The sequence below is a fragment of the Vibrio sp. D417a genome (genome assembly GCF_030248595.1).
In the GTDB taxonomy this organism is placed as follows: Bacteria; Pseudomonadota; Gammaproteobacteria; order Enterobacterales; family Vibrionaceae; genus Vibrio; species Vibrio alginolyticus.
In genome coordinates this window covers 122,896-149,278 of the sequence record NZ_JAHGAM010000007.1, presented here as the reverse complement: position 1 = coordinate 149,278, position 26,383 = coordinate 122,896, and the positions used below count along the sequence as shown (strand labels likewise).

The following is a 26,383-nucleotide window of genomic DNA, read 5'->3' as shown; positions in this document are numbered from 1 at the left end:
TCTTTACTGAGCTAAGTAACTTCAAGCTTACTAAAATGAGATAAATTAAATGATTGAATGTGAAGCAGACCCAAGTGTAGAGGTGAGAAAAATATCAGTAGATATTTGAATAATATGAGATTCTTCCAAGAACTTCACAAGGGTCCTTGTTAGTATTATTGAGGTTTGAGGGAGATTTTCATGAAGTTAAAAAGTGTATCTATTTTTACCGCTGGTGTTTTTGCAGTACTGCTGTCGGGTTCCGTTTTTGCTAAATCATACAGTACACCAGAAAACAAAGCGCTAATAGTTGCTGACGGTAAGGTAGGTCAGCGTATCTGTTACTACGATGATAAAGCCTACACCACAGGGGCCGTGATTAATGTTGAAGGCGTATTACTGATGTGTACCGCTGAGAACGATTTTGAAACCAATGGCTCGTTAAAGTGGGTCGTGTTCAAAAAAGATAAATAAACGCGCCGAAGTTGTCTGTTTCATTTAGAGCGGTTTAAGATTAAGAGATTGGAAAAATAAAAAGCGAGCATCATGCTCGCTTTTTTCATTAACGCGCGAGTGAGCGAGTTTTTAATTCAAAGATAAGTTTTTCAGCACTTACTTCAAATTTGAATCGAGCCGTCGCTTGGTTCGATTCTTCGGTTATTTCTGAAACATTGTATTCAACATCAGCACATACTGATTTAGCGAGCTCGATGTATTTTTGTAGTTCAGACTCTAGCTCTGTTTTTGTCTGTGCGAAAACCGTTACGTCGGCAACTTCGTCACCTTCTTTGATGATAAAGCCAATCTCGCCAGCACAGCCGCAGGCCTCACATACTTGGTTTTTTTCTAATTCGACACTCATAACGAATCCTCTTGTAAATACTAAGGGTATTCTATCAGGTATTTGATCTGTATCTACAAAAATGACGACTTTTGCGTAAAAAAGGAACAGAATAGGCACTTGTTAAGTAAGGGTTAAAGATTGGATTACTAAATCATCAAGAACGTTAATGTGATATATATCAACATTTAAAATCAATTAACGAACATAGTGACGAGATTTTGCTCAGTCCAGTTGAACTAATGGTTAATTTATAAGACTATTTCTTGATTGATTATTTTTAATAATTATCATTCTTGGTCTTTGAATAGTTTCGATGAATAATTGGCGCAAGGTTTTGATGAGACTAACTTTTCGCCTTATTTTGAGTAGCATGTATTGACAAAAACATAACTGAAAATTACACATTACGCAGTGTAAAGACGTTATGGTTTGGAACTCGACATGATATTAAATAGTCGCAATACATATACCCAAAGCGCTTTCAAGTGCAGCGCTTAGCAACCTGATTTCTAGGTTTTCGCTAATCGAACCGCATTGGCGAGCCGGGTATAATGCTAAGAATGATTTCATTCTGGCCTCATTTAATAGTGAGTTAGATGGATTTACAAAGAGAAGAGCTTAAAATATGCCAAAGCGTAGTAAAGAAGATACCGAAATCACTATCCAAAAGATCATGGATGCCGTTATTGATCAGCTACTCAGATTAGGTTACGACAAAATGTCGTACACGACGCTAAGCCAGCAGACAGGTATATCGCGTACCGGTATTAGCCATCACTTCCCTAAGAAAACGGACTTCACCGCCGCACTGGATGGCCGTATCTTTAAAATGTTTATTGAACACTTAGAGTTTGATAAAGGATTAAATGCATTTTCACAAAGTTGGATTAAAGCGCTGGAAGATGCTGAGTTTCTCGCGATTTTACGACTGCTATTCCATCACATTGTCACCGCTGAAAATGCGCAAGAATTTGCTGCTAATGGTATTGACCGCTTATACAAAATGGTTGAAAGCCAGTTTGGTGCGGGTGGTGACAAAGAGCTTGAGTGGTTGATTGGTCGATCATTGATCCAAATGAGCAAGTAATAGCCTTTAAAGCACCAAATTCTGCCACTATCAAAGCAAAGGCCCGCAACTCTCATATTGCGGGCCTTTGTCGTATCGAAGTGTTTTAGAGACGGCTTAGAGGAGATACGCTTTATGCTGCGGCATGCACTTGAGGGAAGTCTAGCGTCGGATGTTTTGTCACAATAGATCGATAGCCATAAACTTGCTCAATGCGCTCTGACGTTAGTGCATTCCATGGCGTGTCATCACAAACTAGTTTCCCGTTACGCAAGAGTACAAGGCGGTCTGCGTACTGAGAGGCTAGATTCAAGTCATGTAACACCACAACCACCGCTGCGTTTTGTGCTTTTGCCGTTTCACGAGCAATCTTTAACGTGTTGTGTTGGTGGGCGAGATCCAACGCTGAGGTAGGTTCATCAAGCATTAAGATTCGTTTTTCGCCAGATTGATGTAGTTGTGTCATCACTCGTGCTAGATGCAGTCGTTGCTTTTCTCCACCAGATAAAGACGGGTACAGGCTTTCTGCTAAATGCAATACGTCGGTTTGTTCCATGTAATGTAAAGCCAGTTTAGTGGTTTCTTTATTGGACAGTGATAGCGGTATTGCCCCCAGCTCTACTACTTCTCTGGCTAGAAATGGGAAGGTTAAGGTGCTGTGCTGCGGGAGCATTGCAATATGTTTGGCGCTTTTTTCAGGCTCCCAATCATGCTTTTGTTTACCGAAGTAGGTGATGTGATGATTCGAAGAGATCTCACCGCATAGAAGCTTGAGCAAAGTACTTTTACCTGCGCCATTGGGGCCGAGTAGGGCGGTCACTTCACCAGCTCGGATATCAATGTTGATGTCATCGAGCACCACACGGTTGCCATACGTCATCGAAATGTTTTTCCCCGATAAAACGATCTGGTTCATTACAAAATCTTCCCTTTTTGCTGGAACAATAAGTAGATGAAAAAGGGCGCGCCAATCAATGCGGTCACGATTCCAACTGGTAATTCAGCTGGTGCCACGGCAACACGAGCAAACATATCTGCGGCAGTAAGAAGCAGTGCTCCCATTAAGGCAGATATTGGTAATAGCGTTCGATGGTCAGGCCCAGCGAGCATGCGCCCTAAGTGAGGAATCACGAGCCCAATAAAGCCAATTGCACCACTGATGCTCACCGTAATACCAACACCCAGTGCAGAAAGTAAAATAAGCTGACGTTTGAGTTTTTGAACCGGAACTCCTAAATGTCTTGCTTCTGATTCCCCTAACAACAGAGCATTCAGCGCCATCGACTTCTTCTGAAACCAGAGCAATAGGATGACGAGTGTTACAGCAGATAGAGCAATCCCTGACCAATTTGCACCAGCTAATGAGCCCATCGACCAAAGCGTCAAGTCTCGCAGCATCTGATCATCTGCGATAAAGTTCATGTAGCCAATCGCAGCACCCGAGAGCGCGCTGATGGCAACGCCGGCTAACAACATAATTGTAACTGAGGTACCAAACTTACTTGTGCCGAGTTTATAAACGAGAATAGTCGTTAGTGCACCGCCAAGGAAAGCAAAAAGAGGCAGAGCCGCTAAGTTCATTAGTTGCGGATAGTTTTGGCTAAATTCAGCAAATACAACAATAGCGAATGCACCACCAAGAGCAGCGCCAGCAGACACACCAATGATACCAGGCTCGGCTAATGGGTTACGGAACAAGCCCTGCATAACCACACCACAAATTGCCAAAATGGCGCCGATGAACATACACAAAATGGTGCGAGGCAATCGGATTTCGTTAATGACCAACTGAATGTGAGGAGCGAGATCAGAACTGCCTCCCGTTAGGCTACGCAAACTGTCAGCAAAGCTAATGTTCATTGGGCCAACGGTAATAGAGGCGATAGCAATAAATGCTAAAAATCCACTAAGCACTGATAACGTCGTTGAAAGGGGGATGCGTCTTAACAACATGTCATGTCTCTATGGGTAAAGCAGTGCATTCAAGCGTTTAGCTTCTGCAAGGCTTTTAAGGCCCAAACCACCTACCAGAGCATGGCCATCAATCGTTATGATGTCTTTGTTCTTTCCAGCGGGTGTTGCAGCAAGAAGCGGCATTGCTTTTAAAATTGCATCGGCACCACCCAACGTTTCATAGCTGCGACCACTAACAAGAATCACGTCAGGCTGCATCTCTACCATCGCTTCTGTGGATAGAGGCTTGTAAGACGAGAGTTGTGTAGCGGCTGGGTTTTGTCCGCCGGCGAGTTGAATAATTGCATCGGGTGTTGTTTGTGAGCCCGCAACATTTGCAGGTCGCCCTTCATGGATCAGCAGAAAGAGCACTTTCTTTTTCTTCGCTTGAACAGGTTGGTTTGCATTGAGTGCTTGTACTTGCGCCTGGACATCTTGCTTTAAGCTTTCAGCTTGAGCTTTGCGATCCATAAGGTTCGCAATTTGATCAATACGTTGATAAAGGCCCTCGACATTTGCATCAGTATTAACGATTTCTACATCTACGCCAGCCGATTTCAATTGGCTCAATGTTGTTTTCGGCCCCATCTCATCAGAACCAATGACTTTTGTCGGACGTAAGGCGAGCAACCCCTCCGCTGAAAGACGACGATGGTAGCCCACTTTAGGCAGTTCCATTTCTTTTGGTAATTGACTGGTGACGTCGATAGCAACCAAGCTATCTTTAGCGTCGAGTTCAAGCAAGAGTTCAGTGACGGCGCTGCCTGCGCTAACAACGCGCTCTGAGGATGGCGTTTCATTGGCAAAAAGTTGACTACTCGCAAGTAGGGAAAGAGCTGCCGTGACAACAGCTTGAATAGTGATGCGTATGTTCTTCATTTTGAAAGGATCTCTATCTTACTTATTTTTATGATGGCTCTTCAGTGAGTAACTGAGTAGCTTGAATTCCGTTTTCTTGTAAAAAGCCGAGAAGTTGTACTAGCGACTGAATATTCGCGGTTTTTTCTGCTCCAATTACAATCGGTTTATCGCTTGACTTACTCTCTTCTAACAGCGCGAGGGTAAAGTTGTCCCAATCGATATATGTCTTGCCGTTAATAGCCCAGTAAGGCTCGTCTTTAAGAATATTTACCGTGATGGATTGCTTATCGACATCTGCAACAGCCTGAGATTCTGTGCTCGGTAAATTGACGTCTAATGAATCGAGTTTGACCGCTGCGGTTAACATCAGGAAAACCATGACGATAAAAATAATGTCTAACAGCGGTGTTAAATCGGGGGTTAAACCGTTACGACTATTTTCTTGTGGTGTTTTAATCATTGAGTTGCAGCCTCAATCTTCCCAGAAGAGCGCAGTGTTACTTTTGAGTGGTCTGGCGAGACATGCTGTAACGAGATACCTTCAAGCCATAAGTTGACGTAGTTTAAAGTGTGCTCAAGCTTGGCGATTACACGATCCGCCCACAAACCAATGATCTGCGCTCCTGAAATAGCAGGAAGTGCGATAATGAGACCTGCGGCAGTGGTGCGCATAGCAAGACCTAGGCCGTCAGCCAAATCATTCGGAGTGATATTCCCCGTTGAAACCGCAATGCCTTTGAACATGTCAATTAAGCCAAGCACCGTACCAAGCAAGCCAATTAAAGGACTGATGACACCAATCAGCGTCAGCAAACGAAGGCCGGAATGCAGCTGATGGCGTTTTTCTTGCAGCCAAATACCTGCGGCATCTTCTCTTAAAGATTTCGAGAAAGAATGATGAGCAAGCAACATCGCAACACCACGGTACAGAAGCGGCCTCTTATTCGACAACTCTTCAGCAAGTGCTTCAAGCTCGCTCCCATTTGTTGGGTCTAATCCTGTGAGCTTTTGGCGAATGGCTCGCTTTCCTACACCAAGGCTAATTAACACATGGAATAATCGCTCGGCGATGATCATCACGGTTAGAGCTGAGCAAATGATCAAAGGCCATGTCATCAGCCCAAATTGAGTTTGTAATTCTTGTAGTTGTTCCATTATCCATCCAACTTAAAACGAACAGGTACTTGTACTCGGTGAGCGACTTTTAGCCCACCTGAAATATGTGGTGTAAATTGCCACTGTTTGATCGCACGAAGTGCTGAGGCATCTAGCGACTCTGTGCCGGAAGACTCAATCAAAACCTGTTTAATCTGGTTACCATTCTCATCTAGCCATATCTCATACAAGGCTACACCTTCAATACCGCGTCTTTGTGCAGACCTTGGGTAACGGGGTTGTGTTGGTTGACTCACAAACGTTGGTTTGTCGACCAAGACAGGCTGAGACGTTGCCCCTTTGGATTGGCTCGCAGGTGCGGATTGTTGAGCTACCGTCTCTTTCTTCACTGGTTCCGTTTTTTTCTTTGGTTTCGCTTCGGGCTGAACCTTTTGCTTTGTTACGGTTTTGGTGGGCTCGACCGCTTTAGGTTTAGATTGTTTAACCGGTTCAGGTTTTTTCTCTACTACCTTCTTCTTAACAGCGTCTTTCTTGACGACCTGTTTTTTTACAATCTTCTTTTCTGGTTCAGGTTGGTCTTGAGGCTGCTCTTTTGGTGGCGCTACATTTTCTGGTGTAGATTTTTCGACAGCGGGAGGAGCAGACACAAGATTTAGACTCACCGAACTTGCTGGGTTTCCAGCCGGCATCGCGAACACCTTTGTCTCTTGAGAAACAAAAAGAAGTGCGGCATGGATGGCAAGGGAAGCACCTCCTGCAATGACATATCTTTGTACGTTCACGGAATATCTCGGGAAACTATGAAAACTTGGGCAGATTATTACCTACAATGGAAATAAGATCAATTATCAATTGCATTATCATTACGCTCAAATTATGATTCTTGCAGAATTTTTATGATCAGCTTCCATCCCTTACATGATGGGAGTTAAGCGAGTATATATGAGCGTCGATATCGATAAGCTTGATGAATCAGTGTTGGGCAGTGATAGTCCTGATCCATTGCGATTTGCTTTTGTTAAGAAGCATTCTGCACATGCCGGGGGAGCGAGCGTACCTGTGCCCTCGTCTCAACAACAGGCGATTTTTTCGAGTATTACGGCTAACTCAATTAAAGCGACCAATAAACGCTGTCTTTATATTCATGTTCCGTTTTGTCGCGTTCGTTGCACTTTTTGTAACTTCTTTCAAAATGCTGCAAGTCGCACACTGGTTGATGAGTACTTTGAAGCATTAATGCAGGAGCTTAGAGAGAAAGCGGCATTACCTTGGACACAAAATGGTATTTTTCACGCCGTATATATCGGGGGCGGAACGCCAACGGATTTATCTCCAGTACAGGTTCGTGTGTTAGGCCAGGCTATCCGAGACCACTTTCCTTTGGCTGCAGACTGCGAAATCACCTTAGAAGGTCGCATCAATCGTTTTTCTGATGAGTTGTATCAAGGCGCTTTAGAGGGTGGGTTTAATCGTTTCTCTTTTGGTGTGCAAAGTTTTAATACACAAGTGCGCCGCAGCGCAAAACGTTTAGATGATAGGGAAGATGTCCTCAAACGAGTGAGCGAGATCGCCAAAGAAGACAAAATTCCGGTCATTATCGATTTACTCTATGGCTTACCTTATCAAACCAAAGAAGTGTTAGAGCAAGATTTAAATGATTTCCTCTCGACTGGCGCACACGGACTGGATTTGTATCAGTTAGTGGTTGGCGGGTCAGCTCCCATGCTCAACCTCGTAGAAAAGGGAAAAATCCCGCCACCTGCGACCACACCAGAAAAAGCGGGAATGTATGAGCTCGGTGTGAACTTTATGGCCAAACACCATATGAAGCAACTGAGTGTGAACCATTGGGCAATCGATAACCGCGAGCGTAGTTTATACAATAGTTTAGCCAAGACTTATGCAGAGGTATTGCCAATTGGCTGTGGTGCTGGAGGTAATATCGGTGGCTACGGGATGATGCAACACCGCACACTAGAGACCTATATTAAAGCGGTCAAAGAAGGTCAAAGCACCATCGCGATGATGATGAAGCAAAGCCCTCTAGAACCACTTTTTTCTACACTCAAATCTGCGTTTGACCGTGGCATTGTTCAAGCAAATCAACTTCCATCATTTATGGGAGAGGACGCGTTCGGGTTTTTATTGCCTCTATTTAAAGTGTGGCAAGCGAAAGGCTTAGTACAACTACATGAACGTAGCGCAGTCCTTACTCTTGCAGGCAGCTTCTGGGCAGTGTCATTGGCTCAAAGTTGTATTCAGGTACTCACGTCGGAGATGAACGAAACCGTACCGAAAGCATCCAATAATTAATGAAAACAAATTGAACAAAAACGGAAGACACAATGGAATCAATCAAGCAACAAGTTGAAGTATTACTAGAGCAAGAACCACGATTATTGCCAGCTGCGATGGCAGAGCGTCTTGGCATTTCCGAGTTTGAGGTTGTTGCGGCTCTACCTCAGGAAATGGTGGCTATTGCACCAGGAGAGCAAGCGCAAAGCATCCTAGAAAGTTTGGTTGGTTTTGGCCCGGTGACGACCATCGTCCACTCTTTTGGTTCTATCTTTGAAGTTAAAGCGCCGTTTCCAAAAGGAAAAGTGGCGCGTGGCTATTACAATTTAATGGGTAGAGAAGGTGAACTGCACGGCCACCTTAAATTAGATAACGTTAAAAATGTCGCATTAGTCAGTAAACCGTTTATGGGTAGAGAGAGTCACTATTTTGGTTTTTTCTCGGAGTGCGGAAGCAATATTTTCAAGGTTTATTTAGGCCGTAACGAAAAGCGCGAGTTGATTGAAGAGCAAGTCACCGCATTTCGCGCCCTACAAGCCGAATTAAAAAAGTAATCACAAACATAATCGAGGCTTAACTCGAATACTAATTAGTAAAGTCAGGTATCAATATGGATCAACAAGTTAAACAAGAGCGTTTGCAAGGTCGTTTAGGGCCAGAGATCAAAGAGTTCCGTCAGGAGCGTCGTACACTTCAGCTTGCAACTGTCGATGCAGAAGGTCGCCCGAATGTAAGCTACGCGCCTTATGTCCAAAACCAGGAAGGTTATTTCGTTCTCATTTCTAAAATCGCTCGTCATGCCCGTAACCTTTTAGAAAATCCAAATGTTTCATTGATGATGATCGAAGATGAAGAGTCTTCAAAGCAGCTGTTTGCTCGTAAGCGCTTAACTTTTGATGCGGTAGCAAATGTAGTTGAGCGAGACACAGAGATGTGGCAACAAGTTGTTGGACAAATGAAAGAGCGTTTTGGTGAGATTATTGATGGTCTAAGCCAGCTAGAGGATTTCGTTTTGTTCAACTTAAAGCCAGAATCGGGGCTATTTGTTAAAGGTTTTGGTCAGGCGTATCAAGTGTCTGGTGATGATTTAGTCGACTTTGTTCACCTTCAAGAAGGTCACAAGAAAGTCGAAAGTGCCTGATTGTTAACCGATCATATGAATGTCGATCATTTGGCATAATGAACGTTTAAAGGGAGTTAGGTTATACTGACTCCCTTTTTTCTATTGGAACAAAAGCATGAAACCTGTAAGCAAGGAATTGAGCGAGATTTGCTATCCGTTTATTTACGAGGACAGTCCGGTTTGTGACTTTGAAATTACTGCAGATGAACTTTGTAGTCGTATTGGCCTTGTTCTCGCTATGGAGTTGGACGAGTTTAGCCGCGATATACTGACAAGAATGCAGCCTAATGTTTATCATCTAAATGGTTCGGTTCGCGGAAAATTAGCGATTACAGAGGCGGAAGTTGAAGAGTTAAAGGCCGATTATTCTTTGCTCAAACAACGCATTGATGGCGGCTTCAAAGGCTTTGTTCTACCCGGAGGGCACCCGGCAGCCAGTCAATTGCATTTGTGCCGTTGCCAAGCTAAAAAAACGGTACGAGCATTAGTTGCCGTTGAACATACAGGTAAGAAGCAGCCCGCACCTATTTTGTTTCGTTACGCGAACTTATTAGCGAATGTACTTTACAGCCTAGCTTCTTATATTAATCATGCTCACCAAGTCAAAGAGACGGAATTCGTTTCTCGTAGTTACGCGATGCCAAAGAAGTGAGCTGAGAAATTAGCGGATGTGAGCATCAGGGATAGGACAAGCACTACATTATATTCTCAAATCAAGTCGTCCAATAAGAGTTAAGAAGTCATAGCTTTGGCTTCTAGCTCTTTTGCTCCGCGAAGCATCGCTTCGATTAGTTCTCCTGCATTGAATTTCTCAAGTGCCTCATGCGCGCCAACTTGGTGAGCTCTGTCTACACAGATTTCGCTCGATAACGATGTATGTAAAATGCGGTATGAATGGTTCAGAGAGGAATTATTCTGAACTTCAAATGCTAATTCATAACCGTCTAATCCGGGCATTTCAATATCGCTGACCAGAATATCAATTGGGCGATGAGCCGCAGCGTCACTTTTCATCAGTTCCAATGCATCTAAACCATTTTTACAGATTTGATACCCAATATTGATGCTATCGAGTGCGTCACACAGCTGTTTACGAGCGATGGAAGAGTCATCTACCAATAGAATACTGAGTGCTTTTAGGCGTTCTCGCTCAATATCTGTCAGCATTGGGATCTTTGAATTCTCGTACTGCGGATAAATTTTGGAAAGTAGCAGCTCCACATCCAGCATTTGAACAGTTTTGTCCTCGTAGCGAGTAATTCCAGTCACGAAAATATTTTTTCCAGCGCTCAGAGGTGGCGTTTCAATAGCTTTCCAATCGCACTCAATGATCTTCTCTATACTACGAACCATAAAAGCTACCACGGTTCGCAAGCAATCTGTCACGATCAAGTAGCAGCTTTTATATTCTTCTTCACTTATAGGACGAAAGCCAACAGCCGCTGACATATCGATCACTGGTACTGTTAAGTTACGTATCGTAACGGTTCCAATGACGTGATGATGCGAGTAAGGGATCTTTGTCGTTGGCATGTACGGGACGATTTCACGGACTTTTAGCGTACCGATAGCGAAACTCTGTTGCAGGGTGAGCTTAAACATCAACATGCCCTGAGATTGATTCGCTTTGCTAATGACTTTTGCCATGAAAATAACCTTATAAACACCACCGAATTGTGTCTAATCTAATCTTATCAGACGAAGGCTTCAACCATCGGAGAGACAAATGTGAGCTTTTTAGACAATCTTTTAGAGACATAGTGATTAACTGAGCAAAACTTGTTTGTATTTTAAACTCATTATGTAGACGATTTTATATTCCTCGTGTATTGGGGCCTTTACCGCTGAGCTATTATTAAGAAATGTTTGGTCTGTTAAAAAGGATTGGGTACACTTGCGCGACCAGAATAGTGAGAGATAGATCAATGGCAAATACAGCAGCCGCATTACATATTCTTGTGAAGCACAAAGAGCAAGCGGAAGACATAATCAAGCAACTGAAAAAAGGCGCAAAGTTTCAGACATTAGCGAAGAAGTATTCAACTTGCCCGTCAGGCAAACGCGGTGGTGACCTTGGTGAATTCCGCCGTGGTCAAATGGTACCTCAATTCGACAAAGTGTGCTTTTCTGGCGAAGTGTTAACGCCGCATTTAGTTAAAACCAAGTTCGGTTGGCATATTGTGAAGGTGCTTTACAGAACATAAGGCTTGGTATCGACCTAAACATTGTCAGATGAAACCCACAAGCATTAAATATCATCTGTACGGTCTCTTTTCACCAATCACTACCGTTATGACATGGCAGATACATTCTGATCTGCCATGCTCAACCAAACGCTAATCTTTCCAAACTAGAAACTCATTTATATGCAGTTAACTTGGCTTTTCTCATAAGTCGTTATCCTATTTCAAGCTTTGGTATGAGAATACGTTGGCTGGTTGTATCAATTATCAATGCTATTCCTTGCTGGCGAACTTTGGTTCATCTTCGGGCGCCATTCGCATATGATAGCGACCTTATAAAAATTAACCCTGTTCATAATTTAAGATGTCCCTGACTCATAAAGACTATTTTAAAATCGCATTTCCTTTCATCGTTTCTACTGTTACCCAACCATTATTGGGGGCGGTGGACACCGCGGTGATCGGTAAACTCGGTGTGGCTGAGATGATTGGTGGTGTGGCGATCGGCACCGTCATCATGAACACCTTGTATTGGCTGTTTGGCTTTTTCCGCGTAAGTACTACGGGGCAAAGTGCAATCGCATTAGGTAAAAATAGCCCAGAAGATCAAGCGAGCAGCTTATTCCGTCCTTTCGTGCTTTCGCTCTGCCTTGGCTTGATTTTCATTGCGTTGCAGTCCGTGATTTGGATGGGGGCAGAGCTGATTATCTCCCCTGATGCAGTCGTGGCAGAAAACGCTAAGACTTACTTCGATATCATGATCTTTGGTGCGCCGTTTGTACTGCTGAACTACACCGTGATTGGTTGGTTGATGGGGCAGGCGGAAGCCAAAGAAACCTTGTTCACGCAAGTGTTTGGTAACGTGCTGAACATCGTGCTGGATATCGTCTTTGTGTTGTACTTCGATATGGGCATTGCTGGCGTTGCGGTAGCGACACTTATCGCGCAAATTTCGACGTTTGTTATTGGTGCGGTGCTGGTGTTGAAAACCTGTCGCTTCCCGCTGTTTGATTACATTCAGACCGCGAAAATGACGCGTAAAGATCTCAAAGTTATCGCGTCTTCCAATATGGATCTGCTGCTTCGCACTGTGTGTCTATTGGTGTTCTTCAACATGATGGCGCGTGTAGGCTCTCAGCTTGGTTCTGATGTGCTTGCTGCGAACGCAATCTTGATGCAAGTGACCTTTATCGTCAGCTACATGTTCGATGGTGTGGCGAATGCGTCGAGCGTCTTCGCAGGTAAAGCCGTAGGCCAGAAGAATCCGACATTGCTTGATAACGTGATTAAGCTAAACACGCAATGGACCGCGGCGTTCGTTGTTGTCTTGACCTTGCTGTTAGTGCTGTTCAAACATCAAGTGGTGTCGTTATTTACCACTTTGCCAAACCTTGTTGAGCTGTATCTAGACATGAGCCCTTGGTTATTGGCATTTCCGTTGGTTGCTGGTTTTGGTCTTACGTTTTACGGCATCTTTACCGGTACAGGGACGACGCGACCAGTGCGTAACTCTACCTTCCTAACCATGGTTTTGTTCTTAGTGACTCAATTTATTGCGGTGCAATATTGGTGCAATCACGGTTTGTGGCTGGCATTCACTTTGTTCTACGTTGGGCGTTTTGTCTTCTTGTTCCCATACCTCGGTCAAGTTAAACAAAAGTGTCTTTAATTCACACTGTCACAAACGACCTAATTTAGATGTTCTTATAACAAGGGTGGGGCCATCTGCCCTTACTGATAAATCTAAAAAAGGTGATGAAATAACCTTTCCGACTGGTTTCCTTGCTTTAACCCGCATGATATTATTTGTGATGTTATATTATTACATTTAGTTTGATGCCGTGATTTCTCGACCAATACTCTCCGTTAATAATCTCAGCCTTACAGACTCAGAGCGCACACTCTTCAAAGACATTTCTTTTGAGCTGTTTCAAGGTGAAGTTCTTGCCATTATGGGACCTTCCGGCATTGGTAAATCCATGTTGTCGAAAGCCGTCGCAGGTTTTTTGCCGTCTGATATTTGGGTAGACGGAAGTATCCAGCTTAACAGCTGTGAAGTCGCACAAACTGCCATGCTGCAACGCAGTCAATCTCAGCGTCCTGCGGTCATTTTCCAAGATGCACTTAAAGCACTGAATCCATTGGCGTCTGTCGAACAACAACTGTGTTTGGCATTGACGGGCAACAAAACGCGCTTGTCTTCAGCAAACCGAGAAACGGTGACGACCTTGTTGTCTCAACTCGGATTTGCGGATCCAAAAGCAGCATTAGCGCAGCATCCAAGTCAGCTATCTGGTGGTCAACGTCAGCGTATTTGTATTGCGATTGCGTTGCTTGGTAGTGCTAACTTGATCATCGCTGATGAGCCCACCAGTGCGCTCGATCCAATCACCGAAGCGGAGATCCTTGAGTTGTTTCGCAGTAGTGTTCAGCAACGCAACATCAGTGGTTTGTTGATCACGCACGATCTATCTGCGGCTTTGGTGTGTGACAAAGTCTTGGTGATTGCGGACAACACCATGGTGGCTTATGGCGCACCGTGGCAAGCCATTCAGCAAAGTTCGCATCCTTTCTGCCAACAACTTGCGCAACTGCTGCCTTAACCTCATCTCTGGAGCCTATTTTGACTAAGCACAACTTGAGCGGGCACACGCAGCCTAAATCGGCGGAAGTTCGCTTTGAGCAAGCCAGTGTTCACTATTACTCCAAACCAAGTTGGTTAGGGGGTAAACCGTTTAAAGCGCTTGAACAATTGGATCTTGCTATCGACACAAAGAATATTGCGATTGTTGGTCCTTCTGGTGCGGGTAAATCGACCTTGATTGAGCTTTTGTTCGGTCTTCGTAAGCCCACATCTGGTGAAGTGTATGTGTGTGGCTATCCGCTATCGCGTAGCTCGGCTAAGCAGCGACAAGAGTTGTGTCAGCACATTCAACTGATTCCGCAAGAGCCGCAGTCTAGCTTGAATCCGTATTACACCGTTCGCCAGATCTTACTGGAGCCGCTAAGCAACATTGGTTTAACGCAAGAGCTTAACGAGAAGGTGGAAAAGGTCTTGGCGGATGTCGGTTTGGATCTCACATTGTTGGATCGTAACCCGCAGCAATTATCAGTTGGGCAAGCGCAACGTGTGGCTATCGCCAGAGCTTTGATTGTCGAGCCTTGTGTGTTGGTTGCCGATGAGCCAACCAGCAGCCTAGACCCCGTCAGTCGTAAACAGATTCTTGACCTGTTGGCAGGCATTCAAAAAAGTCGTCAGATGCGCCTGATTTTGGTGACACATGACCTCGATGCGGCACAAACCCTATGCGATGAAATCCTAGTGTTAGACAAAGGACGCGTTGTCGAGCACGGCACAGCACAGAACGTGACAAATAACCCATCACACTTGATCACGAGAGCCTTGATGAGCGCTCAACACAAAAGTAATGAATTCACAAAAACCATTGGAGAGGTTTCTTATGCACCTTAGTACTCCCAAGTTAGCTTTGTCGCTGGCTTTAAGCGCACTGTTGACGGGTTGTTTTGACTCTGGCGAAAGCAAGCCAGAAGCGGAAAAAGCAGCTGCACCGCAAGCAACGGAAATTCGCGTTGCCATGATGCAACCACCACGCACAGGTTTGTCGCCACTTTCAGATGACGCGTTCAAACTGTCACGTTGGAGCACAGCAGAAACGCTAGTGAACCTCAACGATCAGTCGGTAGCAGAGCCTATGCTGGCAACAGAGTGGGAACAAGTTGACCCGATGACGTGGCAATTTAAGGTACGTAAAGGCGTGAAATTCCACGATGGTTCTGAGCTTGATGCCAACGCGGTCGTGAACTCTCTGCAAAAAGCATTAGATGCCGCACCAAAACCACGTATTTTGGATGGTATCGAATGGCAAGTTCGCGCACTGGACGACTTCACTGTTGAAATCAAAACGACCTTTAACGATCCATTGTTGCCAAGCCGTCTATCTAGCCCACAGCTAGCGATCCTTTCTGGTGCTGCATATCAAGAAAACGGTCGCGTTGTGCCAATCAATGCGGGTACGGGTCCATTCGTTCTGACAGAAATCAACGGGACAACCAGCGCGAAACTGAAGCGTTTTGACGGTTACTGGGGTGAAAAAGCAAAAGTAGACAGTATCTTTGCTGAATACGTACCAAACGGTTTTGCTCGTGCTGCTGCACTGCGTACCGGTGAGGCGGATGTCGTTGAAGCGGTTCCTGTTTCGCAAATCGCGATGATGGAATCTTCACAGCTGCACGAAGTCGCAATGCCACGTACCAACACGCTTTACCTAAACAATAAATCAGATGTGTTTAGCCAGTTCGGTTTGCGTAAAGCAGCTGCTCAAGCGGTTAACCGTGAGCAAATCATCAAAACGGTTTACGAGAACCACGCCGATTCAGCAAAAGGTCTGTTAGGTCCAGCATTGGCATGGGCTCAACCAATTCGTGATGCGAACCCTCGTATGGAAACCATGGAAATGCGCCACGCGAACGGTGAGAAGATCACCATCGGTACATTTACCGACCGTGCTGAGCTGCCAGAAGTGGCGGTGCTGCTAAAGCAACAACTTGAAGCGGCCGGCTTTGTGGTTGAACTAGACGTTCGTGAATACGCACAAATCGAAAACGATGCACTAGCAGGTAAGTTCGATGCGTTCTTGTTGTCACGTGCAACAGTGTTGGATTCTGGTGACCCAGTGGCGTACATGCAAAGTGACTTTAGCTGTAAAGGTTCTTACAACCTAGGTCAGTTCTGCTCTGAAGAAGTGGATGCTGCATTGAAACACGCTGATCGTCAGCCGTTGGGTGAGAAACGCCAACAAGCGATCATCGAAGCAGAAAGCAAAATCCTTGAGCAATACGCTGTGATTCCACTGCTTCACGAGCGTGTAATCCAAGGTGAGAGTGACCGCGTGAAGAATGCACAACGTGACCCACGTGAGCGTCGCCTGATCGACCAGTTTACTGAGGTGAACTAACTCGATGTCGTCTGTTGCCAACATGCGCTCTCGTTGGAGCGCTTGTATGCCTGAATGGTTTACGCGTTTTTTGTCGCGCTTCCTGTCACTCGGGGTAGTGGTTGTGCTGGTGGGTTTGATGCCGGACATTGCCGGTATCGACCCAAGCCAATCAATCCTCCGTGCTCGTGCGGGGGCTCAACAATTGCTGACGGCAGAAGCTCTGCAAGCAATTCGAGAAGATCTTCAACTTGACCGCAGCGCTGCTGAGCGACTGTGGGATTGGTTGACGCTTGCCATGCAAGGTGACTTAGGTGTCTCTTGGGTGAGCGGGGCGTCCGTCATGGAGAGCGTTAAACAAACCGCAAAAACGTCGCTATTACTGATGCTTACAGCGCTAGGCATGGCATTTGTAATGTGTATGGCGAGCGTCCTTTACACTGTGCGTCGTTGGCAACAGAATCGTTTAGATAAGCATCATGACACGCTCAGTTCGGTGTTGGTTTCATTGCCTGAATACGTGATTGCTTCGTTGCTGATCATGGTGTTTTCCATCTGGTTGGGCTGGTTCCCGCCTTATGGTTGGCAAGGTGTGCAAAACCTCTGGCTACCCAGTTTGGCAATAGCATTGCCTGCTGCTGGTTTGTTCGGGCGCTTGCTCAATGACAGCCTCAAGCGAGTATTAGATGAGCCTTGGGTGATCACTTGGCTATCGGCAAACGTCAGTAAGTTTCAAATCTTACGCTTTGCCTTGTGGCGTGCCGTTAGTAACTTGATTCCTCAAATCGCAATGACGGTGATTGGTTTAACCGGCGGTGCGGTTGCTGTGGAGCAAGTGTTTTCCATTCCGGGTATCGGACGATTGATCTTAGGCGCGGCGAAGTCACAAGATCTGCCAATGCTGCAAGGTGGCTTGTTGGTGTTGCTGGTGTTCTCGATGTTGATCAGCAGTGCGAGCATCTTATTGCAACGTTGGTTACTCGGGCACAGTGTCACAAGTGGCAAGCTGATCAGCAGTCACAGTACGTTCCGTTTTACCCAAAGCACCACCAAACGTATCGTCAGTGCGACAATCTTTGCCTTGCTGATTGGTTGTGCGGGATGGGCGTTAATGCGCGATCCTTACACCATCCAATTTACCCGCCTTGAATCGCCAAGCTTAGCAGCACCGTTTGGTGCCGATGCGGTCGGGCGAGATCTGCTTGCTCGTGTTGGCGGCGGTATGATGTCGACAATCAAAATGGGCATCATCGCAACGTTCCTAACTTTGGTGATTGGTTTGCTGCTCGGCTTCGTGACTCGTTATAGCCAAGGCTTAATTGAGATCACCAAAGGTGTGCCATACATTGTGGCGGGTCTGTTGATTGCTGGTCTAACGGGGATGAACCCAAACAGTGCCTTGATTGCGATTGTTATGGTGTCATGGGCACCATTAGCAGCGCACTGTGCAAGTTTGTTGATGGAAGCCAAAGCGCAGCCTTATACACATCTTGCACCCATTTGGGGAACCAGTCAGTGGCGAGTTCTCCGTTACTACTTGTTGCCTTATGTGCTGCCGCCATTGATTCGTCACGCGTTTTTGCGTTTGCCGTACATTACGCTCAGCCTGACGTCTCTGAGTTTTATCGGACTTGGCGTTAAGCCGCCAGAACCTGAGTGGGGCTTATTGATTGCAGAGAATCTGCCTTACATTGAGCGCTCGCCATTAGGTGTTTTACTGCCAATCTCAGGCTTAGTTTTGATGGCAATTGCGGTGAATTTGATTTTTGATGACAAGTGACGAGCAGCGATAAAGTGAAGTGAGCTTCCATATCCAGATGTAATCAGTAATTTGGTAATTTAGAAAACAAAAGGATGTGTTTTCTGCCAGAAAGTACACAGCACGGTCTATGTATATTGGAAGCGCTCAATCCCCACTTATTACCTATACAGTTGGCTTTTCTATCGCTAAGCTGTTGCTAGTTAAAGAAAAGTTATACTTACCAAGGACACTTCGTTAACCAAAGGAGTGATATCCCCTAAAAATGAAAAAAGACTCAGCAAGTAAGCCGAGTCATTTTTTTCGTTAGTCTTGGTTTGTCGTACTTTTGATATTAATCCAGTAGCTTTGGAATATCGCCGCTGAAGTCGATCCATGAGTTAGTACCCAGCGTTTCCGTACCTTCAACACTCGGCTCTTCATAACGCATAACAAAGTTTTTAGGGCCGTGTGCATAAGCGACAACCAAGCCATAAGGTGCATCTAAGAACCCACCATGAGGTACGAGACCTGGGTAGCTGATTCGCCACGCATCACCATCTAGTGAGACGTGACTCAGCGTCAGTTTACCAATCACATTGTCTGGTAATACAAAGAACCAAGTCCATGGCCCACCAGACACGATGGTCATCACTTCATCGATACCTACGCCATTCTCTGAGCTATTAACATGTAACTTGCCGAATTTTTCTTGTAGAAAGTGCATAACTTCTGGAGTCATTGCTTTCATATCATAAACCTTTGGATATGGAGCAACGCCTACTTCAGACGTCGATAGGAAACCGCCTCTGTGTGCCTCTGGTAATCGGCCAGCTTTTTCGATTTGATCCAGTAAGTCACCACGGTGCATAGAAAATAGTGAGATTAGTTTTTCACTTTCTTCCTTTGTAATAGCTCTTTTTTTGGATATTTCCAGAATAGGTTTGGCTTCTTCAGGCAGCGAAACGGTACTAACTCGCACACCAATAGTTTTGAGCACTTCGTTGACCTTCTCAACGCCTTGAGTTGGCGCTCTACCATCACTGTAAGACAGAGTCAGCTGACCCTCTGTTGACATTGTTTTTGCTACGCTTTGTGCGATCGGCATAGTGGCAATCATGCTCACTAATACTAAATTGATCCATTTTTTCATCATTCGGTCTCCTGCTTGATTATAGGACGATGAGTTGTGTTTTCAGGCCTAAGTGTAGAAGTCGCGCTAAATCAGATAAACAGCACTCAGGTAAACAAATTGTTTACCAATAGTGAACTGACGATGTGGAGGTGTATTAATAAGGAGTCAATTACTACAAACTATTTCTCTTTGGTAAACAGTTAAGTTACTAAATGGAGCTTTAATTACTCAATGCGGCTGTTATGGTTAAGTCTTTAGTGCTTGAGCACTAGTAGAGTATTTATCCCCTTAAAATAGATGGCCTTGATGTGAAAAATATTAAATATCACCTTTTGTCCTTATTAGTGACAGCGCTGGTTGCAGGATCTTTTTTATCTTCAGAAAAACTATCCGGTGTAATCAATCCATTCTCCTTAACGTTATTGAGATTCCTGCTTGCAGCACTGGTATTGTTTCCTTTTATTCTGACAAAGAAACATCGCATCAAAATGGCAAAAGATGTGTTTCCAAGAAGTCTTATCATGAGCCTTTTCTTTGCGATCTTTTTTATATGTATGTTCAGGGCTTTGCAGACAACCACGGCATTAAACACAGGCACACTGTATACATTAGTGCCATTTATTACTGCCATTGTTAGTGTTTTCCTCTTTAAGGAAAAATTATCTATTCAGATGCTTGGCGTTTATTTGGTAGGGACTGTCGGGACATGTTGGGTGGTTGTGAAAGGAGATTTAGAGACATTATTGAAACTAAACCTCAACAAAGGAGATATTTTGTTTTTGCTCGGGTGTATGTCTATGGTGTGTTTTTCTGTCTCGATGAAAGTTTTTCATCGTGGAGAAGAAACCATTGTTACCGTGTTTTGTACTCTGATTGGCGGTGCCTTCTGGATGTTGCTGGCATTGTTTGTATTCCATCAACCACTAGACTGGTTTGCATTAAATGCCGAGCTTACCTTGCACATGCTATACCTCGCTTTGTTTGCGACATTGCTCTCAACCTTTATCATCCACAAAGCCACCGTTGTACTGGGGCCTGCAAAAGTGATGGCTTATATTTATCTAAGTCCTGTATTTGTTGCTTTTATCATGTTGTTATTTGATGGAAAGAGTATACCCACAGCTGTATATCCTGGTATTGCACTATCCATTCTTTCTACTGTGGTATTGCAAGTGTCGAATAGTCAGGCCGAGCGAAATCAAGTCTGTTGAAAAATCTGGCCACCTTCTCACATCTGGCCACCTTCTCACAAAGGTTGCGTTTTCATGCTCAGGTAATCAATTTGACAGGAGAAGGTGAAGGCTAGTGCTGTTTGTTTTCGAAGTGTTTAACGACAAAATCAATAAAAGTTCTGACTTTTTGAGATTGCTCTTTATGGAAAGGATAAACAACATACAGTGAATGCCTATCAGCTTGCCACATCGATAAAACCTCAACTAATTCCCCAGATTCTAACTCGCCTTTAACGAATAAATCCGGCAGCAATAAAATACCATGGCCTGAGCACGCTGTTTGCTTGAGCGCTAATCCATTGTTTACGACATAAGAACTTGATTGAAGCTCGATCTCTTTGACTTCATCCTCATTTCTGAATAGCCAACGTCTTGCTGACGAAGAAAAACTGTATATGAGGCACTTATGATGAGCGAGATCTTCTGGCTTAAGAATCTCGCTGGATTTTGAAAGATATTCAGGAGAAGCGCAAAGCACTCGTCTCATATCGATAAGCTTTCGGGATCTTAAACTAGAATTGCTTAATTCTCCCCCTCCTCGAATCGCTATATCAATGCCTGAGTCGATGAGATCGACATATTGGTCACTCATGACAACTTCAATAGACAAATCAGGATATTGGTGCATGAATTCACAAATGATGGGGTTAATTTCTAAAATTCCTAACGACATAGGAACGCTTATTTTCAGTGATCCTTTTAACGTATGAGACGACTCGATGACTGACAAATCAGCATGTTTCAAATCATCTAATATGTTGCAAACCTGATTGTAGTAAAGTTGACCATTATCCGTTATGTGCATGTTACGCGTAGTTCGGTTTATCAGAGGGCTTTTAAGATAGTCTTCCAACTCATTGATATTCTTACTAACGGCTGCTTTTGACAGACTTAAATCTTCAGCTGCTGCTTTGAAGCTTCCCAGTTCCACAACCCTTCTGAAAACGGTTAGCGCCCTTATTTTATCCACTTCGACCTCATTTAAACTCTTATTGTTTACCAAAAGTAAACTATTTAGTTACTAACATATAGTTTATTCACCAATGCTAGTCAATTAGTATTTATTGTAATCACCAACACTGAGGTGTTGACCTTAAATACCTAACAGGACTAACTCATGAAAAAGATACTCGCGCTCTCGGGAAGTAATCACAGTCAGTCAATCCATAATACTCTGATTCGTTCCTTGGCTGAAAAAGCCACCCAAACTAAAGTGACCATCATCGAATTGAAAGATTTCGATTTGCCAATGTATGGCATTGATGCAGAGTCAAAAGGTATACCAGCCGACGCCATCACATTGAGACAAATGATGAATGAACACGATGCGCTGATTATTGCTTCTCCTGAGCACAACGGCTCTATGCCCGCATTTTTAAAGAATGTCATTGACTGGCTTTCACGTGTTGCTGAATCAGGTAAATCCTTCTTTGGTGACGATAAGAAACCCGTTCTTTTAGTCAGTACTTCTCCTGGACCGAATGGCGGTGCGACCAATCTCAGAACGATGGCGGAGCTAATGCCATGGTGGGGTGGCGACGTTAAAGGAATCTACAGTTTAGGGAGTTATCAGGAGAAAATTCACGATGGTGAGTTTGACGTAGCGACTAAAGTTGAACTGGAAGCGCTGATGTCTTCCTTTGAAAACGCACTATAGGAGCGTAGGTATGAAAGTGGATATTGGTATAAACGAACAGGATCGTGTTGTGATTGGAGAAGCGCTTAAACGCCTTCTGGCAGACTCCTACACTTTGTATTTGCAAACGCATAATTTTCATTGGAACGTTACTGGCCCCCAATTTCGCGAGCTACATCTTATGTTTGAAGAGCAATACAACGCATTGGCAATCGCCGTCGATGACATTGCTGAGCGAATACGAACACTAGGTGAAGTTGCGCCAGGGACTTACAAAGCGTTCGCCGACCTTAGCTCAGTTTCTGAAGTAGATGGCGTGCCCTCAGCAGAACAAATGGTGTCTATTCTTGTTCGTTCTCATGAGCAAGTGGTCAAGACTTGCCGAGACGTTCTGAAATTGGCTCAGGATGGGGATGATGAATCTTCTGCTTCATTGGTTTCTGATCGAATGCGAGAGCATGAAAAAACAGCCTGGATGTTACGTTCAATGCTGTGAGTCAAATTCGTCGCTGTATACCTTAACAATGTAACGTTGAGCGAAAGCTCGCGTTATTACATATGTTTCCTTAATTTAAGTATGTAGGTGCACCCCATGGCTGTTTTAGAAAAAGGGATTTGGTATCCAAATAAAGAAGTAAAAGACCTGTCTCATGAGGACAGCTTTGAATTGCCAAAAGTCGCTGAGCAAGGGCGTTATCACTTGTACATGTCGTTTGCTTGCCCTTTTGCCCATCGGCCTTATCTGGTGATCAATTACCTAGGATTGAATGACGCAATAACTGTTTCTTCTGTTGCAGCAAAGCGATATTCCGACGGATGGTTATTTGACGATGCTAACTCAGATCCTTTGTACGGCTCTCAAAACTTGATAGAGCTTTACCAACGAGCAAATCCAAATTACACGGGAAGAGTAACAGTACCGATACTATGGGACAGACAAGAGCATGCAATTGTAGGTAATGATTCCTCTGCGATAGCAATGGAGCTTGCTACCAACTGGCTACCTTTAGCTAAGAACAAAGTTGAGTTGGTTCCAGATAGTCTGCGAGAAGAAATAGAAAAGCTCAACGAGTGGTTACACGTCAATGTGAATCGAAAGGTCTACCACGTTGGTTTTGCCACAGAGCAGGCAGAATATGATCTAGCCAGTGACACCTTATTTGATGCTATGGAGCAGTTGAACAACAGGCTAAGTCAAACTCGTTATCTGTATGGTTCGAATATCACACTATCGGATCTGTTTCTGTTACCCACACTTGTCAGGTTTGAAGCCGTTTATGAAGTTCACTTTAAGGCCAATAAAAAGCCACTAAAAGCCTTCGATAACCTTTACCAGTATATGCTGGATTTACTCAGTCATGAGAGCATCAGAAAAACGATCGATATCGAGTACATGAAGTTGCATTACTACTTCTCGCACAAGCACATTAACCCTTATGGAATTGTTCCAGCAGGACCGGTCATTAGTTGGTAAGCCAGTAATACTTTCAATCTTGGAGAAAAGTAATGAGCAAAAAAATTAGAGTCGATTTTTTTCACGACGTCATTTGTGGGTGGTGTTATGTTTTGTCACCTCGACTACGCCAGCTTGAAAAAGAGTTTAATTTAGATATCCATCATCATGCATTTGCTTTGTCTGCCTCACGGGAAGAAATGATTGGCAAGTTTGGCTCAATGAAACAAGCGAAGCAAATTATTTTGGAACACTGGGAGCAATGTGCGCGTGCCGACGATAAAAAGCGCGTAAACGTAGAAGGGATGCGTCAGCAGACGTTTGAATACCCATTTTCAACGCCAGGTTTGGTGGCATGTAAGGCGGCTGAACAACAGGGAGGATCCAGTGCTTACTGGGACTATTTTGATGCTGTTACACATTCACATATGAGTGAAAACAGAAATATTGGTGATTTGGACGAGCTTACAGAAATTGCTGGTGAGGTTGGGCTGAATAAGGCTCGTTTTCTTGAGGACTTTGCTTCTCCGGAGCGACAAGCTGAGATACAGCGTGACAGAAAGTTGGCTCAAGAATATGACATCACTTCTACGCCAACGTTGGTTATCAATAAAGGGTGGGTTGTACCGGGTGCTCTCGGTATCAATACATTGCGTAAAACATTAAAAGAGCTCACAAATAAAGTTTGAGTCCCAAGAAAAGCCTTTTCAAATTTTCACAATGCCTTTAGCCAGCTAGATAGCTGGCTTTTTTCAATTTGTGTGAGTTAAAGTTATCCATCTGATGGATATAAGTACTTTCCAACCTGAATAGATTTTGCCCCTATGTGTATCAAGTCGGTTCTGGTTAAAGTTGCAGCCAGAATGATTGATGTGAGCATTATTAGGGAATTTACGGCACTAAGTGAGGTTGTTACGGAATATATTGTTATGTAAATGGCAGGTAGTATGGTCTATATCTGCCATTGCTATTTCCCGCTTAGTAAGCGATTACCTATAAAGGATATATTCGAGTTTAACCTTAGTGACTTTACTCTAGCGAAGTAGGGTTACTTTATATAAGAGTCCAGTACTTTTAATACGACTTCCATATCTTTTTCACGTTGAGTTTTGTCTTCCTCAAGTACGACGTGTTCAAGTAAGTGACCTTTAATTACTTCTCGCATCAAACCATTTACTGCCCCCCGAATAGCGGCAATCTGCTGCAACACATCTTGGCATTCATGCTCTTCTTCCAGCATTTTTTTAAGTCCATTCACCTGACCCTGTATTTTACTGACTCGAGTGTTGAGCTTCTTTTGATCTCTGGTTGTATGCGACATGTCTTATCTTCTTTAAGTTACGGGCAGAGTTATTCTAACTGATAATGTAGCACTCAATTTATACTGGGGGGTAGTATTTAATACTAGGGGGGAGTATAGTTTGCGATAAATTAGAATCAACAACAGAGAACAACAATGGATTTTGTCGCGTTACTACAACAAGGTAATGGGTGGTTCTTTATTCCCAGTGCCATTTTGCTTGGCGCTTTGCATGGTTTAGAACCTGGGCACTCTAAAACGATGATGGCGGCGTTCATTGTCGCGGTGAAAGGAACGGTCAAACAAGCCGTGATGCTGGGTTTAGCTGCCACACTTTCTCACACTGTAATTGTATGGTTAATCGCTGTTGGCGGGATGTATATTAGCCAGAAATTCACCGCTGAAGCGGCTGAACCATGGATGCAACTTATGTCTGGGGTCATTATCGTGACAACCGGCGTATGGATGTTTTGGCGGACATGGAGCGATGAGCGAGCTTGGAACAAAGCTCAGGATCATGCTCGCGATTGGACGACGCAAGTTGTGGATACAGGACATGGGCATGTTTCGCTTTCGATTACAGAGGAAGGGGAGCATCACCGTTTCCAGTTGCGAACACTCAGCGGTAAACCTTTAACTGCTGAAGGTATCAAGGTTTCGGTATCGAGTGATGGTTATCAACCTGCTGATATTTATCACTTTATAGAGCGTGATGGATACTTGGAATCGGCGTCTTGCATTGAAGTCTCTAATGGACTTTCTGTCACTTTGATCATCGGGCACCATGATCATACCCATGACTTTGATGTACATTTCCGTCCTGGTTCTCATTTAGAAAGCGAAGATAAGGAATATCAAGATGCTCACGAGCGCGCTCACGCTTTAGACATTCAAAAGCGCTTTGAGAATCGAGACGTGACGAATGGGCAAATTCTGCTGTTTGGATTAACGGGCGGTTTGATTCCATGCCCTGCTGCGGTAACGGTTTTGCTTATCTGTTTGCAGCTTAAGGAAATGACTCTTGGTGCGACTTTAGTTGTGTCATTCAGTATTGGCTTAGCCTTGACTCTGGTTGCTGTTGGCGTTGTGGCAGCAGTGGGCGTGCAAAAAGCGACATCTAAATGGAGCGGTTTGAATGATGTTGCACGTCGAGCTCCTTACTTATCGGGCGTCTTGATCAGTGCAGTTGGTTTATACATGGGTATGCATGGATACATATCGCTGACGAGCTAAACTCTGTGGTAAAGATTTTTTTCCTTTCTTTTTTTATGGGCAATGGCTTCATGCCTTGGTTTGCATATTTTGCTGCCGATTCTTGATTGAGAATTACTCGATCTGACATCGCTGCCATATCTACAAACCAAGTCATTCTCGCTTCACCAAACATCTCGTATTACAACCGCTGCGATTGTGGCTCTAATATCTGAACCTGAGATACTAAATGATAAAACGGGAGCACTGACCACAGCGCTCCCGACGGTCAAAACGCTAATTAGAAGTCTTTTCTTTAATGT

At 44.2% G+C, this 26,383-nt stretch carries 29 protein-coding genes; 18 read left to right on the top strand and 11 right to left on the bottom strand.

Going from position 1 to position 26,383, the window contains the following annotated elements; genetic code table 11:
* Positions 1 to 180 precede the first annotated feature (180 nt).
* Positions 181 to 453 carry a YnjH family protein gene (locus KI742_RS08595; protein ID WP_005375306.1) on the top strand — a complete coding sequence of 91 codons (273 nt, stop codon included), beginning with the start codon at positions 181 to 183 and terminating at the stop codon, positions 451 to 453.
* A gap of 88 nt (positions 454 to 541) precedes the next feature.
* On the opposite strand, the gene KI742_RS08590 is transcribed toward KI742_RS08595, so the two are convergent.
* Complete coding sequence (locus tag KI742_RS08590; protein ID WP_005375307.1) at positions 542 to 841, bottom strand: YfcZ/YiiS family protein; 300 nt, start codon at positions 839 to 841, stop codon at positions 542 to 544.
* A gap of 607 nt (positions 842 to 1,448) precedes the next feature.
* Between KI742_RS08590 and KI742_RS08585 the strand changes: the two genes are divergently transcribed.
* Positions 1,449 to 1,910, top strand: a complete 462-nt coding sequence (locus KI742_RS08585) for a TetR/AcrR family transcriptional regulator (RefSeq protein WP_005385033.1) — start codon at positions 1,449 to 1,451, stop codon at positions 1,908 to 1,910.
* Positions 1,911 to 2,022: 112 nt separating this feature from the next.
* Here KI742_RS08585 and KI742_RS08580 read toward each other — a convergent pair whose 3' ends face one another.
* From KI742_RS08580 to KI742_RS08555, 6 genes are read right to left on the bottom strand one after another with little or no spacing between them, the layout of a single operon-like run.
* On the bottom strand, positions 2,023 to 2,805 hold the full coding sequence (locus KI742_RS08580; protein WP_213885927.1) for a heme ABC transporter ATP-binding protein: 783 nt from the start codon (positions 2,803 to 2,805) through the stop codon (positions 2,023 to 2,025).
* The gene (locus KI742_RS08575; RefSeq protein WP_005375318.1) at positions 2,805 to 3,842 is read right to left on the bottom strand and encodes an iron ABC transporter permease; all 1,038 of its coding nucleotides are present in this window, start codon (positions 3,840 to 3,842) and stop codon (positions 2,805 to 2,807) included. Before KI742_RS08575 ends, KI742_RS08580 begins: the two co-directional genes overlap by 1 nt.
* Before the next feature lie 9 nt (positions 3,843 to 3,851).
* Positions 3,852 to 4,721, bottom strand: a complete 870-nt coding sequence (locus KI742_RS08570; RefSeq protein ID WP_285385776.1) for a hemin ABC transporter substrate-binding protein — start codon at positions 4,719 to 4,721, stop codon at positions 3,852 to 3,854.
* A gap of 28 nt (positions 4,722 to 4,749) precedes the next feature.
* Positions 4,750 to 5,163 (bottom strand): biopolymer transporter ExbD, encoded by a 414-nt coding sequence (locus tag KI742_RS08565; RefSeq protein WP_005375322.1) that lies wholly within the window; start codon positions 5,161 to 5,163, stop codon positions 4,750 to 4,752.
* Positions 5,160 to 5,858, bottom strand: a complete 699-nt coding sequence (locus KI742_RS08560; protein ID WP_145472135.1) for a MotA/TolQ/ExbB proton channel family protein — start codon at positions 5,856 to 5,858, stop codon at positions 5,160 to 5,162. Before KI742_RS08560 ends, KI742_RS08565 begins: the two co-directional genes overlap by 4 nt.
* Positions 5,858 to 6,601, bottom strand: coding sequence for an energy transducer TonB (locus KI742_RS08555; protein WP_025998667.1), 744 nt, complete (start codon positions 6,599 to 6,601; stop codon positions 5,858 to 5,860). Before KI742_RS08555 ends, KI742_RS08560 begins: the two co-directional genes overlap by 1 nt.
* A gap of 160 nt (positions 6,602 to 6,761) precedes the next feature.
* On the opposite strand from KI742_RS08555, the gene hutW reads away from it, so the two are divergent.
* From hutW to KI742_RS08535, 4 genes are all read left to right on the top strand, one after another.
* Positions 6,762 to 8,132 carry a heme anaerobic degradation radical SAM methyltransferase ChuW/HutW gene (gene hutW / locus KI742_RS08550; protein ID WP_213901287.1) on the top strand — a complete coding sequence of 457 codons (1,371 nt, stop codon included), beginning with the start codon at positions 6,762 to 6,764 and terminating at the stop codon, positions 8,130 to 8,132.
* A 32-nt stretch (positions 8,133 to 8,164) separates the two neighbouring features.
* On the top strand, positions 8,165 to 8,668 hold the full coding sequence (gene hutX / locus KI742_RS08545; protein ID WP_132936320.1) for a heme utilization cystosolic carrier protein HutX: 504 nt from the start codon (positions 8,165 to 8,167) through the stop codon (positions 8,666 to 8,668).
* A gap of 56 nt (positions 8,669 to 8,724) precedes the next feature.
* Entirely contained in the window at positions 8,725 to 9,255 is a 531-nt protein-coding gene (gene hutZ / locus KI742_RS08540) for a heme utilization protein HutZ (RefSeq protein ID WP_005375331.1), read from the top strand.
* Between the two features lie 97 nt (positions 9,256 to 9,352).
* Entirely contained in the window at positions 9,353 to 9,889 is a 537-nt protein-coding gene (locus KI742_RS08535) for an ATP:cob(I)alamin adenosyltransferase (protein WP_285385772.1), read from the top strand.
* An 80-nt stretch (positions 9,890 to 9,969) separates the two neighbouring features.
* On the opposite strand, the gene KI742_RS08530 is transcribed toward KI742_RS08535, so the two are convergent.
* Positions 9,970 to 10,884 (bottom strand): chemotaxis protein, encoded by a 915-nt coding sequence (locus KI742_RS08530; RefSeq protein ID WP_285385771.1) that lies wholly within the window; start codon positions 10,882 to 10,884, stop codon positions 9,970 to 9,972.
* A 215-nt stretch (positions 10,885 to 11,099) separates the two neighbouring features.
* Here KI742_RS08530 and ppiC point away from each other — a divergent pair, with 215 nt between their 5' ends.
* The 6 genes from ppiC to KI742_RS08500 all read left to right on the top strand — a co-directional run bounded on the left by ppiC (position 11,100) and on the right by KI742_RS08500 (position 18,155).
* On the top strand, positions 11,100 to 11,441 hold the full coding sequence (gene ppiC, locus KI742_RS08525; protein ID WP_258460894.1) for a peptidylprolyl isomerase PpiC: 342 nt from the start codon (positions 11,100 to 11,102) through the stop codon (positions 11,439 to 11,441).
* Positions 11,442 to 11,784: 343 nt separating this feature from the next.
* Positions 11,785 to 13,089: an MATE family efflux transporter gene (locus tag KI742_RS08520; protein WP_285385767.1), complete on the top strand. Its 1,305-nt coding sequence runs from the start codon at positions 11,785 to 11,787 to the stop codon at positions 13,087 to 13,089.
* 172 nt (positions 13,090 to 13,261) lie between these two features.
* Positions 13,262 to 14,023: an ATP-binding cassette domain-containing protein gene (locus KI742_RS08515; RefSeq protein ID WP_285385764.1), complete on the top strand. Its 762-nt coding sequence runs from the start codon at positions 13,262 to 13,264 to the stop codon at positions 14,021 to 14,023.
* Positions 14,024 to 14,043: 20 nt separating this feature from the next.
* Positions 14,044 to 14,892, top strand: coding sequence for an ABC transporter ATP-binding protein (locus KI742_RS08510; protein ID WP_009698234.1), 849 nt, complete (start codon positions 14,044 to 14,046; stop codon positions 14,890 to 14,892).
* Positions 14,882 to 16,396 carry an ABC transporter substrate-binding protein gene (locus KI742_RS08505; protein WP_045400754.1) on the top strand — a complete coding sequence of 505 codons (1,515 nt, stop codon included), beginning with the start codon at positions 14,882 to 14,884 and terminating at the stop codon, positions 16,394 to 16,396. Before KI742_RS08510 ends, KI742_RS08505 begins: the two co-directional genes overlap by 11 nt.
* A gap of 4 nt (positions 16,397 to 16,400) precedes the next feature.
* Entirely contained in the window at positions 16,401 to 18,155 is a 1,755-nt protein-coding gene (locus KI742_RS08500) for an ABC transporter permease subunit (protein ID WP_373417463.1), read from the top strand.
* Between the two features lie 313 nt (positions 18,156 to 18,468).
* On the opposite strand, the gene KI742_RS08495 is transcribed toward KI742_RS08500, so the two are convergent.
* Complete coding sequence (locus KI742_RS08495) at positions 18,469 to 19,269, bottom strand: hypothetical protein (protein ID WP_202599865.1); 801 nt, start codon at positions 19,267 to 19,269, stop codon at positions 18,469 to 18,471.
* Positions 19,270 to 19,556: 287 nt separating this feature from the next.
* On the opposite strand from KI742_RS08495, the gene KI742_RS08490 reads away from it, so the two are divergent.
* Positions 19,557 to 20,459 carry a DMT family transporter gene (locus KI742_RS08490; protein WP_053303811.1) on the top strand — a complete coding sequence of 301 codons (903 nt, stop codon included), beginning with the start codon at positions 19,557 to 19,559 and terminating at the stop codon, positions 20,457 to 20,459.
* Positions 20,460 to 20,550: 91 nt separating this feature from the next.
* On the opposite strand, the gene KI742_RS08485 is transcribed toward KI742_RS08490, so the two are convergent.
* Positions 20,551 to 21,450 carry a LysR family transcriptional regulator gene (locus KI742_RS08485; RefSeq protein WP_053303810.1) on the bottom strand — a complete coding sequence of 300 codons (900 nt, stop codon included), beginning with the start codon at positions 21,448 to 21,450 and terminating at the stop codon, positions 20,551 to 20,553.
* Positions 21,451 to 21,597: 147 nt separating this feature from the next.
* On the opposite strand from KI742_RS08485, the gene KI742_RS08480 reads away from it, so the two are divergent.
* From KI742_RS08480 to KI742_RS08465, 4 genes are all read left to right on the top strand, one after another.
* Positions 21,598 to 22,137: an NADPH-dependent FMN reductase gene (locus tag KI742_RS08480; RefSeq protein ID WP_053303809.1), complete on the top strand. Its 540-nt coding sequence runs from the start codon at positions 21,598 to 21,600 to the stop codon at positions 22,135 to 22,137.
* A gap of 10 nt (positions 22,138 to 22,147) precedes the next feature.
* Positions 22,148 to 22,612, top strand: a complete 465-nt coding sequence (locus KI742_RS08475) for a Dps family protein (protein ID WP_053303808.1) — start codon at positions 22,148 to 22,150, stop codon at positions 22,610 to 22,612.
* 96 nt (positions 22,613 to 22,708) lie between these two features.
* Positions 22,709 to 23,590: a glutathione S-transferase C-terminal domain-containing protein gene (locus tag KI742_RS08470; RefSeq protein WP_285385756.1), complete on the top strand. Its 882-nt coding sequence runs from the start codon at positions 22,709 to 22,711 to the stop codon at positions 23,588 to 23,590.
* A 32-nt stretch (positions 23,591 to 23,622) separates the two neighbouring features.
* On the top strand, positions 23,623 to 24,258 hold the full coding sequence (locus KI742_RS08465; RefSeq protein ID WP_285385755.1) for a DsbA family protein: 636 nt from the start codon (positions 23,623 to 23,625) through the stop codon (positions 24,256 to 24,258).
* A gap of 359 nt (positions 24,259 to 24,617) precedes the next feature.
* Here the strand turns inward: KI742_RS08465 and rcnR are convergent, their stop codons facing one another.
* Positions 24,618 to 24,890 carry a Ni(II)/Co(II)-binding transcriptional repressor RcnR gene (gene rcnR / locus KI742_RS08460; protein WP_005375370.1) on the bottom strand — a complete coding sequence of 91 codons (273 nt, stop codon included), beginning with the start codon at positions 24,888 to 24,890 and terminating at the stop codon, positions 24,618 to 24,620.
* Positions 24,891 to 25,025: 135 nt separating this feature from the next.
* Between rcnR and KI742_RS08455 the strand changes: the two genes are divergently transcribed.
* Positions 25,026 to 26,102 carry a nickel/cobalt efflux protein RcnA gene (locus tag KI742_RS08455; protein WP_285385754.1) on the top strand — a complete coding sequence of 359 codons (1,077 nt, stop codon included), beginning with the start codon at positions 25,026 to 25,028 and terminating at the stop codon, positions 26,100 to 26,102.
* Positions 26,103 to 26,383: the final 281 nt, after the last annotated feature.